This is a genomic window from Vibrio sp. SBT000027 (assembly GCF_963894355.1).
Taxonomy (GTDB): Bacteria; Pseudomonadota; Gammaproteobacteria; order Enterobacterales; family Vibrionaceae; genus Vibrio; species Vibrio splendidus.
In genome coordinates this window covers 1,725,676-1,739,813 of the sequence record NZ_CAWQGD010000004.1, presented here as the reverse complement: position 1 = coordinate 1,739,813, position 14,138 = coordinate 1,725,676, and the positions used below count along the sequence as shown (strand labels likewise).

At 43.8% G+C, this 14,138-nt stretch carries 13 protein-coding genes; 6 read left to right on the top strand and 7 right to left on the bottom strand.

The window, feature by feature from the left end:
* Positions 1-286 precede the first annotated feature (286 nt).
* From AACU28_RS17560 to AACU28_RS17545, 4 genes are read left to right on the top strand one after another with little or no spacing between them, the layout of a single operon-like run.
* The gene (locus AACU28_RS17560) at positions 287-721 is read left to right on the top strand and encodes a DUF4402 domain-containing protein (protein WP_004734871.1); all 435 of its coding nucleotides are present in this window, start codon (positions 287-289) and stop codon (positions 719-721) included.
* A 52-nt stretch (positions 722-773) separates the two neighbouring features.
* Positions 774-1,211: a DUF4402 domain-containing protein gene (locus tag AACU28_RS17555; RefSeq protein ID WP_004734872.1), complete on the top strand. Its 438-nt coding sequence runs from the start codon at positions 774-776 to the stop codon at positions 1,209-1,211.
* Positions 1,208-1,918, top strand: a complete 711-nt coding sequence (locus tag AACU28_RS17550) for a fimbrial biogenesis chaperone (RefSeq protein ID WP_121603337.1) — start codon at positions 1,208-1,210, stop codon at positions 1,916-1,918. Before AACU28_RS17555 ends, AACU28_RS17550 begins: the two co-directional genes overlap by 4 nt.
* 47 nt (positions 1,919-1,965) lie before the next feature.
* Complete coding sequence (locus AACU28_RS17545; RefSeq protein ID WP_121603336.1) at positions 1,966-4,404, top strand: carboxypeptidase-like regulatory domain-containing protein; 2,439 nt, start codon at positions 1,966-1,968, stop codon at positions 4,402-4,404.
* 15 nt (positions 4,405-4,419) lie between these two features.
* Here AACU28_RS17545 and AACU28_RS17540 read toward each other — a convergent pair whose 3' ends face one another.
* Positions 4,420-5,268: a sterol desaturase family protein gene (locus AACU28_RS17540; protein ID WP_121603335.1), complete on the bottom strand. Its 849-nt coding sequence runs from the start codon at positions 5,266-5,268 to the stop codon at positions 4,420-4,422.
* A gap of 87 nt (positions 5,269-5,355) precedes the next feature.
* Positions 5,356-6,369: a DUF2804 domain-containing protein gene (locus tag AACU28_RS17535; RefSeq protein ID WP_102534797.1), complete on the bottom strand. Its 1,014-nt coding sequence runs from the start codon at positions 6,367-6,369 to the stop codon at positions 5,356-5,358.
* 169 nt (positions 6,370-6,538) lie between these two features.
* Between AACU28_RS17535 and AACU28_RS17530 the strand changes: the two genes are divergently transcribed.
* Positions 6,539-7,573 carry an AraC family transcriptional regulator gene (locus tag AACU28_RS17530; RefSeq protein ID WP_121603334.1) on the top strand — a complete coding sequence of 345 codons (1,035 nt, stop codon included), beginning with the start codon at positions 6,539-6,541 and terminating at the stop codon, positions 7,571-7,573.
* 4 nt (positions 7,574-7,577) lie between these two features.
* Here AACU28_RS17530 and AACU28_RS17525 read toward each other — a convergent pair whose 3' ends face one another.
* Both AACU28_RS17525 and AACU28_RS17520 read right to left on the bottom strand, forming a co-directional pair.
* Positions 7,578-8,528, bottom strand: a complete 951-nt coding sequence (locus AACU28_RS17525) for a chromosome partitioning protein ParA (protein WP_121603333.1) — start codon at positions 8,526-8,528, stop codon at positions 7,578-7,580.
* A 39-nt stretch (positions 8,529-8,567) separates the two neighbouring features.
* Positions 8,568-9,902, bottom strand: coding sequence for a sphingomyelin phosphodiesterase (locus tag AACU28_RS17520; RefSeq protein WP_108085586.1), 1,335 nt, complete (start codon positions 9,900-9,902; stop codon positions 8,568-8,570).
* A gap of 401 nt (positions 9,903-10,303) precedes the next feature.
* Between AACU28_RS17520 and AACU28_RS17515 the strand changes: the two genes are divergently transcribed.
* A complete protein-coding gene (locus AACU28_RS17515) occupies positions 10,304-10,825 on the top strand; it encodes a DUF2058 domain-containing protein (RefSeq protein ID WP_004734880.1) in 522 nt (173 codons plus the stop codon).
* Positions 10,826-10,953: 128 nt separating this feature from the next.
* On the opposite strand, the gene AACU28_RS17510 is transcribed toward AACU28_RS17515, so the two are convergent.
* From AACU28_RS17510 to AACU28_RS17500, 3 genes are all read right to left on the bottom strand, one after another.
* Positions 10,954-11,175 carry a hypothetical protein gene (locus AACU28_RS17510; protein ID WP_121603332.1) on the bottom strand — a complete coding sequence of 74 codons (222 nt, stop codon included), beginning with the start codon at positions 11,173-11,175 and terminating at the stop codon, positions 10,954-10,956.
* 220 nt (positions 11,176-11,395) lie between these two features.
* Positions 11,396-12,865, bottom strand: a complete 1,470-nt coding sequence (locus tag AACU28_RS17505) for an aerolysin family beta-barrel pore-forming toxin (protein WP_121603331.1) — start codon at positions 12,863-12,865, stop codon at positions 11,396-11,398.
* A gap of 465 nt (positions 12,866-13,330) precedes the next feature.
* A complete protein-coding gene (locus AACU28_RS17500; protein ID WP_102462506.1) occupies positions 13,331-14,092 on the bottom strand; it encodes a YdcF family protein in 762 nt (253 codons plus the stop codon).
* Between the last annotated feature and the right edge of the window lie 46 nt (positions 14,093-14,138).

The window sequence follows — 14,138 nt, the reverse complement described above, 5'->3', positions numbered from 1 at the left end:
ACTCTAATTAAGGTCTTTTTATAAAAATAATTACGTACAAAAATAAAGGAATTAAGTGTAAAACCAGTTTTATATATAATTGGTGAAAATGATTCAATACCATTATTATTGTTAGTGTTATTTGTATCAATTTGCGTGATCTTATTCTCACTGCGCCTCATTTCTTTATAAATAAGTGTCAATATATATATTTTCTAAATAGGATTGTTGTTACTTAATTGTTAACTTTGATTGACTATTAGGTAACCCTAATAATAAAGCCGATTTTATATAAAGGATTAAAGAAATGAACAAAGTCTTTAAGGTTGTTGCTGTATCTGCACTTTCTATCTCTTCAGCGAACGTTTTCGCTGTGAGTGACACTTTTGATGCAACACTAGAAGTAAAACAAGCAATTACAATGACAAAAACAAGTGATCTTGACTTCGGTATCATCACTTCAGACAACACAACGGACGTTGTTATCGCTCAAGGTGATGCTGGAGCTGCGGCATTTACTCTTTCTGGAGAATCTGGTGATGCAGTAACAGTAAGTATTTCTGATACTAACTTGGTTAACGGCGTAAATACGATTGCAGCTGAATTCGACTTTAATAACGCTATTACTCTTACCGGTGGTACTGCGGCTCTTAATATTGGTGGTACTGCACGTACTTCAAGTGCGACATTAGTTGCTGGTACATATACTGCTAACGTTGCAGTAGATGTTACTTACCAGTAATTAAATGAAACCAATGTAATATTGTGGCTGCTATAAAGCAGCCGCTTTTACTATGAGTGTTCTATTCAAATACGCGATTTATATTGGTCTGATGATTTACTCCAGCCCTTTTCATGCGCTAGAAATTATTCCTGAGAATATGGAAGTGAAATTTCCGGGTATGTATATCTCTGGGTCGGGCCAGAATGCGGATTCAAACCCATCCAATAGTCAGGTTTATGTGGTTCGTTTTTATGTTGAAGGTGAGCCTGGTAAAAAAATCGTGGTTTCTCTCCCTTCCAAGCAATATCTAAACCATTCTCGTAAATCCAAACGCCTGCGTATTAGAAAGTTCTATTTTGGTTGTGGCTTATCAAAGCGTGGTAGAGCCAAAATCAAAGGGAATGGAAGAAGCAAATTATTGTGTATTGGTGCCAAAGTAAAAATCGGCGCTAACCACCCAGCAGGCCTTTACACCAGTACAATTCCTTTTGAGGTTAATTATAAATGAAGTTGTTTATCTCATGTGTTCTCGGCTTAATCTTCACAACACAAGCCTATGCTCAGTTACTTATCGCACCGACTCGTTTTGTGCTGGATGCCGACACTTCGGTGACTGAAAAAATCGTCGTCGAAAACAATTCAGATCAACCGATTCGCTTGGAGATAAAACCGATTTATCGCCCGGTAAAGGCGAGTGGCTTAGTTCGAACTGACGCTAATATCGCGCAATCAGAAGATATCGCGAGTTGGATTAAAGTGTCACCACCAATAATTCGTGAACTTAAACCCAATCAAAGACGCACGGTTCGCCTACGTATGAATGCTTTACCTGCTGACATGGCTGATGGTGAATATCGTGCTTACTTGTGGTTTTCCCCAATAGCAAAAGCTGCAGAGCTATCAGGCATTGCGTTGTCTTCAAGTAAAACCAACAGTGATGGTTCAGCCTTTCAACTGAACTTTCACATCAACAGTTATGTACCCGTTTATGTTCAGAAAGGTGAGCGGGTGCAAGATGTTAAGTTTGAGTGTGACAACCAAAGCATCAAGATTCGAAACGATGGTAACTTTCAGTTTACTGCGAAATTGAATGTAGACGAGCATAGCGAAAAAGTGGTGCTACTTCGTAATGCTGAATTAACCAAGCCTTTCCCAAAAGGCTCAAAGATCTCACTGGTTCAGAACGAACAGCCTCTGTACGAATGTGTTCTGTAGTGCTCGTTTCATTGTCGCTGACTCTGTAAAAGCCAGTGTTCAATTGCATGGTTTGGCGACTTTTGTTGCTCGCTTCACTGTTTCCTTTTGGTGCGTATTCGCAATCTAAAGCAGAAAGTGAGGCGAGTGAACTCTATCCAGCCCATGTTGAAGTTCGAGTCGGGAAAGTGGGGGATAGCTTTTACCGTGTCATGATGGATGACTACGAAGAACCCTTCATTTCGATATCCAATGCCGCTTTTTATCTGCTCGAAATGAATGGTCAGTGTGATGAAAGCGGATATTGCGAACTGTATTTGCCTCAAGATGTGGGAAGAGAATCTCCTCCGTACATTTTAGATACCGAACAAGCCATTTGTTATCGCGATGACAACAATATCCAGTCGATCAAATATCAAGTCATCGACTCAGAAACTTACATTCACTGGTACAGCTTACAAGCTTGTATCCCGGCAAAAGTGCGTTGGGATATTGATGATTATCGGCTCACCGTTACTCCAGAATTCAGTTCATTGACTGAACTGGAAGCCGCTATTTCTAAGATGAAAAATGAATCACGTAAGAAGGCCGAGGATCTCAAGCGAGCTGAAAACACGCCAGCTTTCGAACCTGTTGCCGCCGTGGGTTTGGCGACTCGGTTAGCGACTTCGGTTTATCACGACAGTGAAACTGGCGGTGATGTTTACGCAATTTCAGACACCATATTAAGCACTGAGCACTCCTTGTCTCGCTTGTCGATTGATTCACGAGAAGATAACCCCATCGTTTATTACAACATTGCGGTAGAAGCTCATGACGGTGAAGGCTCTTTGGAAGTCGGCCATGTGTTATTAGATGGCAGCGTCTTTACCGTGAATCAAACCCTCGAAGATGGGCTCTATTACACCAACCGAAAGCGACAGACAGAGTTCGGCAATCTTCAACTCGAACGAACCACTCAACCCAACATCAGTATCGATGTTTTGGTCAATGGCATTTATCAAACCACTTATCGCTCTGATGAGTTTGGACGTTTCGTGGTTGAAGAAGACAACATCTCCCCCGGTGACACCATCAAGTTTCGCTACTACTTATCGAAAGGTGTCTGGCAGGAAGAAGAGATCACCGTCGCCGGTTTAGAAGATGCATTTCTGCCACGCAACGAGTGGGGCGTGCAAGTGGTGGGAAATGAAGGTGCAGAACGAGCGGGTGCAGTGTCGCTTGAGTATGGGCTTGCCGATTACTTCACCGTGGGTAGTGCCTTTATGAGGCAAAATGGCAAAGACTTGATTGGTGTTCAAGGACGATACTTACCGGCGCATTGGTTCGCGGGTCATATCGGTTGGTTGCCGGAGTTCAATCGGTTTCCAATGGAGTTTGATATTTTGATCAATGGTGATCAGTCGGCATCGATAGAGCTTAATAAAACCGATGAATTGGACTTAGAGTCGATGGAGTACGATGTTTTCAAATACAACCTGTCGCTTGCCAATCTAACGGCCTTTTTGACGGTAAGGGATGATGAAGATGAGTTGAGCGTTGAACCCAAGTTGAACTCGAAAGTGGCTCGTAATCTGTTTGTCTCATACGCCGGTGACTATCGATACATCAAAGCTTCTCATCAAGAAGACTATCTACACACTATTGGTTTGGCTAAAAGCGGTTTTTCGGATACGTCGTGGAATATTTCTGGAACTGTTGATGGCTCTGGTCATCATGAACGAACGGAGCTGTCTCTGAGAAATGCGTGCAAAGAGTGCCTGTTAGATCCGTTGGAGGTTTTTCAAGAGCTCACGACCAACGTATCGGCTCGCTATCAAAAACAGGAAGTTTCGTTTTCCGCCTCTTTAGAAGCTCGAGTGAACCCTTATTTACTCTTTAAGCTAGAAGGAACCGAAGACCGATACGGTGTTGAGATGACGACAGAATTCGGTGCTAAAACTTACTTTGATGAAAGCATTGGTGAGTTTGTTGAGTGGAATCGATACAACCATTCTAAGCTGACGGGCATTGTTTACGATCACCACAAACAACCGATACAAGGCGTAAGCCTACAAATCTTGGATCAACGAGCAGTCAGTGATGCAAAAGGCCGATTTGAATTCTCAAGTGTTCCGGCTCGAGATAATCTGCCTATCTATATTGATGAAGGGGCACTCGACCTTAACCTCACGCCGATTCAAAACCCTGTGTTTGTAGACACTAAGCAAGTCGGGCTAACTCATGCTCACATCGAAATGGTGGTGTCATTTGGCGTCGATGGCACAGTGGAAGGCGATCTAGAAAACAGTGCTTATCTGCACTTTAAACATATCCAGAAAGGCACCGAGTATTCGAGCGAGATTGAGAGCGATGGCTTTTACATGGTAGAGGGGCTCATCGCGGGCAAATACATTGTGACATTAGAAATGGGCGACAAGCGATACGTGCAAGGTGCCGACTTGGACGGCGATTTCTGGGTAAGCGACCTCACATTCAACCTCATTGATTTTCATAAGGTGTATTAGACCTGATCGCTTTGATTAGTCTGAAGGAGGCGAGAGTATCAACTGGATTTTCTGCTTCATGGTTAGCTCTCGGTTCTTCAAATCTTTGAATATGGCCTTCCATTCTTGAAAGGTGACCACTATCGGATTAAAACTGTTCACGGGTTTGGTGACGCCGTAACGTACAGTTTCAACTTCAGGTTCGAATGTACCAAATAACTTATCCCAGATAATAAGAACGCCCGCGTAGTTTTTATCGATGTATTGCGGGTTTTTACCGTGATGCACACGGTGGTGTGATGGGGTGTTAAAGATGTATTCAAGCGGTCCTAAGCTTCGTATCCATTGAGTATGTACAAAGAACTGCAAACCTAGATTCAGAAGCACCACAAAGATGACCCATTTAGGGTCGAAACCGATGATGACGAGCGGTACCCAAAATAGCCACATGGCTGCGAATGGGTACATCAAACTCTGACGGAAAGCCGTACTGAAGTTCATCTGTTCTGAACTGTGGTGCGCGACGTGCGCGGCCCACATCCAGCGAACACGATGGCTTGCTCTATGGAACCAGTAATAGCAAAAGTCTTGTAACACCATCAATACAACAAAACTCAGCACGCCCATTTCAATATCCATTAAACGCCAACCAAACATCCAAAGATACAACTGCACGACCAATAACCCGGTGAGCAAATCGGAGAGTTGATGCATTCCCGCAAGCGTGAAGTTACACATCACTTCTGAAAGTTTATAGCTGGAATTATCTGGTAGTCGACCTTGCTTCTGACCGATAAAATACTCAGCCAACATGCACACCACGAATAAGGGCGCTAATACCAGCAGTAGCCATTCTGGGTGATTGATTAATGCGTCGATATTCATGTTTTATCCTTGTTGAGACGCTATACGCGTTCTTAGTATCAAGTTTACTTAGACTTGCTCGCCTGAGATTCAATCAGCAGAATTACGTTACCAGCGAGCAAAGTGATCTTCTGTTAGGCCAAGAACACCATCGAGTTGATGTGTCACTCCATTGTTGTCTTCAATCGAGCCAGAAAAGTGACCAATGAACTGACGAAAGTTACTCTTTAACAGCCATAAATTGAGCTTTTCGCTGCGGTTATTTAAGGGCGTAAAGGTCAGGTTTATACGTTCATCTTGTGATGTTATCTGCCAAGGCAAGTTCGTGTCTTGGCGACTGAACGTAAACTGTACCGGGTTAAGCAAGTGTCTGGTTCCATTGACCCATAACACGTTTTCGCAGCCTCCAGTCTCATTCACGCCCGCCGCGAGGTTTAGGCCAATATCTGTGCCATTGGATTGCGTGTTGATACTTGCCCAGCGCCAACTGGTCTCACGCCTCATGTAACCCGCTGAAAAGTCATAACCGGCACGAGCTTGTTGGAGAACGAGTGATTCTCCTTTGATTTGGATTTCACCGCTGATGCGCAAAGCATTGTGCTTTTGAGTGTAAGTCCAACCTGAATAACCCGTTGGGCTGCACATCGCCATGGGCAAGCTGTCGGTTTCAGGCTCTAAAGCGATATCGGCCTTGATGAGTTTGGTATTCAATCGAACTTGCCATTGTCCGCCTTCAATATTAAAGATGATGCTTTGGCCTGCAATGTTTGTCGTGCCGTCAAATGGCGAAGCGGTAACTTGTTTATCAAACCCTAATGGCCTCAACCAAGATGACTCTTCTAGATGGTTGTTTTCAATATCGTACAGATAACAAAATGCCGAGCCTAAGTAGCGAATATCCGCGATTGCCACGCCGATAATGTGCGTTTCGGTGACGATACTGACAAATTGAAATTGCTTGTAGTGGAAGTGCTTCTGCCAAGAGTTTGCTTTTGCATCCATCGAGTTTCGGTAGTCAAAGTTCTCGATGTTCAGGTGCTTTGGGATGCCATCGAAATGCCCAATGATCGGCTGACCATTAGAATCAATCAAACTGTATGGAGCAGGATTCGTTTTTATCATTGCGATAGTTCACATAAATTTAACAACTAAAGCCATTGTGCGATGAGTAGCGTAGAATTGGGAGGTCATATTCGGACAAGAGCGCGTTACCAATCACGATTTTGTCAGTAGTGTTGTTGAAGCTGAGTAGTCATGTTTATGGGAATGGGCTCGATATAAGGAGAGACGATTGGAGATTATCGCGGAGTATAAGCCGACCGGACATCGGCATCAGTTGGGTACATTAGATATCGCGCTGCTGTTGAATACGTTAGAGCAACGAGGTCTCGATATTGAAAGGTTACTCAATGATGTGGGTTTGCCGAACATGGATTGGCGAGACCGGAATGGAAAGTTGACTTACGCTGACAAGCTTTCGTTATTTAGCGCGGCGAATCAGAGCTTTCCTCACGATGGCTTAGGGCTTTGGCTGGGGCAACACGCTAGCTTGAGCCACTTTGGTGTGTTGGGTTATGCGCTATCGACCAGTCAAAATGTAGGGGAGGCCATTAAGTCGGGCTTTAAATATCTGCGCCTGAACGGTCCTATTTTCTCGGTTAAATTGTTTCTAGATTCCGAGCAAGCAATGATTCAGATCGAGAACACCTTGGAAGTGGGCGATCTCCTACCTTTCTGCAGTGAGTATTTCTTGAGTTCAATCGTCTCTTTGTTCAAAGAACTGACTGGTCATGAGTTGGATATTCACACTTTAGCTTTGCCTTTTGCTCGCCCTAATTACGCCAAGCTCTATGACGAGCGTTTCCAGTGCCCGGTGATTTTTGAACAAAACCATTGTGAACTGCGTTTTGATGCCTCGGTTTTATCACAAACCTTATTGACTCATGATGCCGCAACACTGAAGCGCTATCTTGCGTCTTGCCAGTCGATAGTCGAAACGCTGGACTCTGAGCATCTGCTGACTAACCAAATCAAAACGATCTTTTATCAAACCGCAGGCAGTTTCCCGAATATTGAACAACTCGCGGATGAGTTTGGTTGTAGCTCTCGTACGCTCAGGCGAGAGCTAGTGACCCATGATTCCAGTTATCAAATATTGCTGACCGAAGTTCGAGTGGAACTGGCCAAAGAGCTGTTACTCGGCACAACCATGAGTATCGATGACATCGGTGAAAGGCTCGGTTATAGCGACCCGGCAAATTTCAGAAGGGCGTTTAAAGGTTGGCTCAATAAAACGCCCGCGCAGTTTCGTGACGGTTTAAGTTAAAGCGTTACTTGCTAAAAAATTGTTCTCTGAAATTGGTGACTTGCTGCTGATAGTAACTGTCCCAATCGTGCTGAGACCAAGTGGCATAACTTGAGCTTCGCTGAGAGTCTAAGGTCGCTTTGAGCTGATCCAGTTGCTCGTGATAACTCATCACGGTTTGTTGCTGTTGTGCGACTTGTTGTTCTCGCGCGGCAATGTTGCTGGCCTGCGCTTCATCTAAGTAGGCATCTTGGAGGTCGGCTTTGACTGATACTATCTCAGCAGGGCTATAGCTGCTGGGTATCAAAGAGACTGCCAATTCATATTTTTGAAGCTGTGTTTCGGCGTTTAACGTGTCCGTATTGTTTTGCCATTCACTAAGTAAATCTTGATAGTTGGCCAAAAACTGGCTCGCTTCGTTTTCTTTAAGGGTGTTTGCGTCGAGCGTAAAATCTAGATGCGCAAACTGGTCTGCGAATAGCTGGTGGGCCAACTCGCCCCATATTTGCTGTGCAGACTGCTTGAATAAGGCAACACGATCTTCAAGAGTCTCTATGGATTCAAGTGGGATGGTACTTTGGGCTAATTGCCAGTCGACTGATAGCTGCGGATAGTCGCTCAGTAACTCAAACCATGTACTCGGCAATTCCGATTTCAGTCGTGCGAGTTGCTCAGTGCAGTCATCACGTTGTTGGCAAAGTGTCCAGAACCCATCGAGTTCATCGAATAAAGCCTTACCTTCAAGTTCGCTCAAGTTTTCAACATGCGTTTCTCCGCCCGATGATTCTGCTTCGGCTTGTTTGTTCTTCGATGCTGCATTTCCCGAACTGGTGGTTGCAGTGGGTGTGAAATTATCGTCATCAGTTGTCGTAGAAACACGCGGCTTAGCTTCTGCGTGTTGAGCAGAAGATAGCGGTATTCCGTTCGATTTTGATGACCATGAGTAGCCAATAATGCTCGTCACCGCGACGAGCATTAGGATTAATATAACTCGATGCATTATTGGTTCACCGCGCTATTTGATCACGGCACTGACAGGGAAGTGGTCTGAAAGGTTGTAGTGCTTCCATAATTCACTGCTAGTTGAGCGAGGAACATCAACGCGGTTATTGTTGTGATTTTTTTGTGCGTACTCCGAACTCACCACTACGTAATCCAAGTATTCGACATTTTCCCCGCCAGACATAGGTTCGCCTGCAAAGTTGTTGATACGAGGATCAAAGGTTGAAGCGGTATAACCTGAATACTCCGGCTCATCGGCTTGCAGGTTAGCGAACATTTGTTGGTAGTCGCCTGGGAACTTCAGCTTGTTCACGTTGAAGTCACCGCTATAAATAACCGTCTCTGAAGTTGGTATTTCCAGTGATTGAGCCAGTGCACGCATCTGCTTGAATTGACGTTGTCGGTAGTCACGAGCTGTGTCCGTATCGAATGATGCCGTGTGGGTGCCTAAAACATGGTAAGCCTGACCATTCTTGATAACTTCCGCGTAGTTAACGCCTTTGTCTGCAAAGCAATCAGTGCCCGTACAATCAGGGAAAACATACTGAGCTTCGTTAACGATAGGATAGCGGCTGACAATGATCACACCACCGTCGTATATGTTAATCCCATCTTTATCGAGCATTTTGGTTTGATAAGGATACTCTTTTGCAAGTTCACGCAAGAACTCATCTCTGCCGTTAGCAAACACCTCTTGTAGCGCCAACACGTCATAGCCCTTTACATATTGAGGAATCAGGTCATAGCGGTCACCAATATGTGAAGCGATGGCAGGCAGCGCCCAGATGTTATAGGTCATGACTTTGAGTGTATTGGCATCTGGCTCTGGTTGCTCATCCACTTTGGGCGGGGTGATGGTGTAATAAATATCATCGTAGCGCGCCGTAGAATCGGCTTTAAGCGCTAGCTCTGCATTAACCCCGAATGCATCGGTTGTGCTGCGATGAATATTACGATCGTCATACAACGTTAGGTTGACGTCTGCGGCACTCAAGCCATGTTGCAGTGTCGAGTTGTACCAATGTCCCTTCATGGTTTGGTTGAGCGTGACACTCTCACCCACAGCGTTCGATACCACAGTGTCAAACTCATAGGTCTTCCCAGATTTCACTCCAGTCCAGCGATTGAAACTGATCAGCTTCTTCGTCTCCCAAGGGCCAATCTGTTCAACATGTTGCTGCCACTCATCACCGAATTGAAGCTGGTCGGTACCCGTGTGATTGGTTTGAATCGTCATTACTTGGCTCGTGTTATTGGTCAGGTACACATCGGTATCTGCAATAGCCGAGGTTGAAATGAATGAAGCTGATGCAAGTATTGCACTCAGGCAAGTCCATTGAGTTTTCATTTTCACGTTATCCTTACTGATTGGTTTAAAGAATAACGTAGTAAAGAGTTGTGACATTGGAGTTATAACTCTATGGGAATTATCCAAATATTAGATATATGCCATGGTTTTATAAATTAGATTACTCATTGAAAATTAACATATTGCTTTGCCTGAATGATAAGTGATACGCGCGCACGCTAAAAAATAGAGGAACGATTTGGGTTTGAGGGTAAGTCACTATTGGTTGTTTTCGTGGAAATCATAGGTCGGTAAATAACCAGAAATGGATGCTGTGAATCACGATAAGGGAAAACGCTAACCGCCTTGCTCTATCAGCATAAATTTTGCCATTGTTCAGTAAACAGATTCCTCAAAAACAGGTATGATAGTGTCGTTTTTAATCCTGAACTGGGAAAGTCATGGCAAAGTTAACACTCCAAGAGCAAATGCTTAAAGCTGGCTTGGTAAATGAGAAAAAATTAAAGAAGGCGAAGAAGGGCTCTAAAAAGTCTCGCGTTCAGTCTCGTGAAGCAAAAGCGGCAGCAGAAGAAACTAAACTGGCGCAGCAAGCGAAAGACAAAGAGTTAAACCAACAGTTGAAAGAACAGCAGTTGAGCAAAGAAATTAAAGCTCAAGTGAAGCAACTGATTGAGATGAACAAGATCGAACAGAAGAATGGTGAGATCAAATACAACTTCACCGACGGTACGCTAGTTAAATACCTTTACGTAGAAGATCTGACTCAAAAGCAACTAAGTAAAGGCATTCTAAGTATCGCGCGTCAAGGCGAAAGCTATGTTGTTATCCCTACTGCGGTAGCGAACAAGATCGCGATGCGTGACGAAGAATCTATTGTTGATACTCAAGCTTCAAGCTCTGATGAAGTAGACGAAGATGACCCGTACAAAGACTTCGTGATCCCAGATGATCTAATGTGGTAGTCCGTTTTACCTAGCTCCATTCTAATGGCTAGCTAAGTTTACAGGATCTAAGAATGCAGCGAACAATCATTCGATTGGCGCTGCATTTTTTTTGGCGCGAAATGACTTCAACAAATCTTTAATTACGTTTAGTGTTCTGACATGCCGTAAACAAGGCTATCAGAAGCATTTGCATGATTGATAAAATCAGCATTAGCGCGCTGTTCGTGTTGGTCGTAGCCATCGAAGTAACAGTCGCCAATTTCATTGCGCGGGCAAACGTGAATGTGGTCTTTGATGACCAGTTCGGTAGAACAACATGGGCAATGTTTTACATGTCCAGTGAGTACCGTAGATCGATTTGGTTTCATACATCCTCCTGATAGGCACTGTAATCTAATTGCATATTTGCACCCTAAGTTACGCAAATTAGTGTGTCGTTATGATTTCACTTTTAAGTCAGTGAAAAACGATTCAGAGAGTGAATACCTAGGCATCAATGCAGATGTTCGACCGAGAGAATATAAGGCGAATCAAGCCCAGAGCAGGCGCAATGGGCTTGGAACAACAAATGAACTATTTCTAATGGGTTTATTGCTGCACAGGGTTAATCACAAGTTGAGCATCTTGATACCCAAGTTGAGCGAGGGTGTCAGGGGCGAAATCAGTCACTATTTTAATATCACCCGCGTAGTAGGTTTCGTGATTGTTGAACGTCGTTGTATCGAATGAATCAACAGAATGCTCAGCGCCGATATCTATCATCCCTGAATATTGAGATTCAGCACTGAATTGACCAGACACGTGAGAATAGAACGGACGGACACTTGCTCCTGCGGCGTACTGCATGCTACTCAAGCCATTTGTGTTGATTGCCCAACTCCAGTCCCACCATTTCATCTCTCCAGGAATATAGCGATGGTCCCATTGGTAGCGGATATTGGCTTGATCTTCGCTGGTGGTTCCCATGGTAAAGGTGTGTGAGACAGTAGGGCGGTTTGTTGGATGTGAGCTCAGCGCATTGCCGCTATAACGAAGAAAACCTGTGAAGCTCACGTCGTAACTCATGTTGGTTTTGATGCGGTATGGGTAAGAGATGGTAGAGCGTAAGAACTCGACTTGAAAAGGCAGCACGGAGTGAGCAGGCACGGTAATGATGGCTTGCAGTTCTGTCGGCTCAAAACGAGTGCCACTGTTGGTATCGGAGAAACGTTGGCCTTCTTCTAGCGCGACTCTTACCTCTGTTTTTCCAACTTGTGGCCAATGAAAGGTCTCATCAATGACGACTGAATCAGCAAGGTCGAAGCGCTGTGTTTTTCTCCATTGGGTGGATTGCTTAAAATGAAGGTCAACGACGATTTGTTTCGGCTGATCAGTCTTGTTAATAGCATAAGCTGTAAGGGTGTTGACCAGCTCTTGGTCAGTTTCTTCTACCGAGCCGTGCCAAAACGCAGTGTTATCGAGTACGTAAGAGAAGTTATCGACAGTGATGGTTGTCTTCTCATTACAACGCTCACCGGTACAGCTTCCATTTTTATTCCCTTTGATCTCCCAACCATGGTTAAGTTGCTCTATTGCCATATCTTGACCGACGTAACGCCCGTTATTGCCGCTAACCCAAGCGTAACCAAGACTATGAGCCAAGTAACTTAGCGGCCTGATAAAGTTCGTGTCGTCATTGACTAAAGCTCGTTGAACTTCAAGGTTACTGTTCTCTTGAATAGCTTGTGCTTCGTAGTATGGCAAGCCCGCTTCTGGTGTATTAGGGTAGCACCAGGTTTTGTCGCTTGGTTGACCTGGTTTAATGAGGCCATGATAGCCGGAGCCCATGATCACCCAATCATGCTGAAGGCCAACAATGTCCCAAACATTCATGCGGGATATCAGGGCTGTTTTATGTTCTTGAGCTTCTGAATTGTTGAGAGCGCGATAGTCGAAACGACAGATATCTTCTCCAAGTTTGTCTAAGACGATTTGGTCTGAGTATATCTTCGCATGAGCAGTAAAGGATATTACCGATAGGGCAGTGCTAAATAGAATGGTTTTACTGACGTTAATCATTAATAAGTTCCTAAATGCCATTATTTGGCTATTTTTATTAGAATCGAGTTATTAGATTTTATTGATATTATTTAAAGCCGAGGGTTACTAGCGGGGTGTACTCTGTCATATAAAACAATACCAAAAATACTGAAATGAATTGAAAATAAATACTTATAATTATCAGTTGGTTATGTTGACTGGCTTGTTGTTTGATAAAGGATTATCTCGATTGTTTTCAATTAGTTTCAACTATCAAAATATTAGGTGGTTGATTGTTGGACATTTATATTTTCGTAGCCTTGCTATTTGGGAAATTGGCTGAGTGATTAGCTAGCAGGAATGGTTGCCGAATGGTAAGAAAAGACGTAAATGAGAATAAGAAACGGTGTTGTGATAGGCAGGATCAAAAAATGCAGCCAACAACCGTTCGATTATTGCTGCATCTTTGTTTTATATGGCTCTAGTTAACTCAATTGAACGTGATTAAGCATCACCTGGCTTTTCGCGTTTGCTGTTCCAACCCATAAAGTTGTAGATATTGTAACGAGCAAAGCCAATCTGTTCATGCAAAGCAAAATCTGTAACCGCAAAGTTGTACCATAATGGCAACCATGAAATTTGAGCGGCCATATAGTCGGCTCTCACTGGAATAACATTCAAGCCGAAGTGGTTGAAATAGAGCTCGCTACGACGAATATGTAGGCCAGATGAAACCAACACAATGTTGTCGAATTTATGATGCTTCATTAGGTCACTAGTGAGCTGTGCATTCTTCCAAGTGTTGACGCTATTTGGCTCTTGAATGATGTCACCCATCGGAACGCCAAGTCTTAGCAATTGTTGTTGATAAACTTCTGCTTCGGTAACACCGTTATTTTGTGCATCGCCACCACTGATGATCACTTTGCATGTGGTTTGGGTTTTGGCGCAATCTTTATATTGGCTGGCTGTTTCGCTGATTCGGCCAAAAGAGAAAAAGGCTGGCTCAAACTCTTGCGTGCTTCTAATTAACTGCGTTCCCGCACCCAGAAGAACAATGGCGTTATTGTCAGACCATTGGATATCAGGCTTATTTTCGTAATCGGCTTGCAGATCGTTCAGTAAATAACGAGGAATTAAACCTGAACCAGTCAGCACAAATGACGATATAAGAACAAGAGATAAAAACAGAGAGGTTTTTCGCCACTGAAGTAAACGTGTAAAGCCTACGAATAGCAGAAGAAGTAATAATATAATAAAGCTCATGAGGATCCTGTTATCGAACTGGTGCCAAAATGATGTGACATACTGA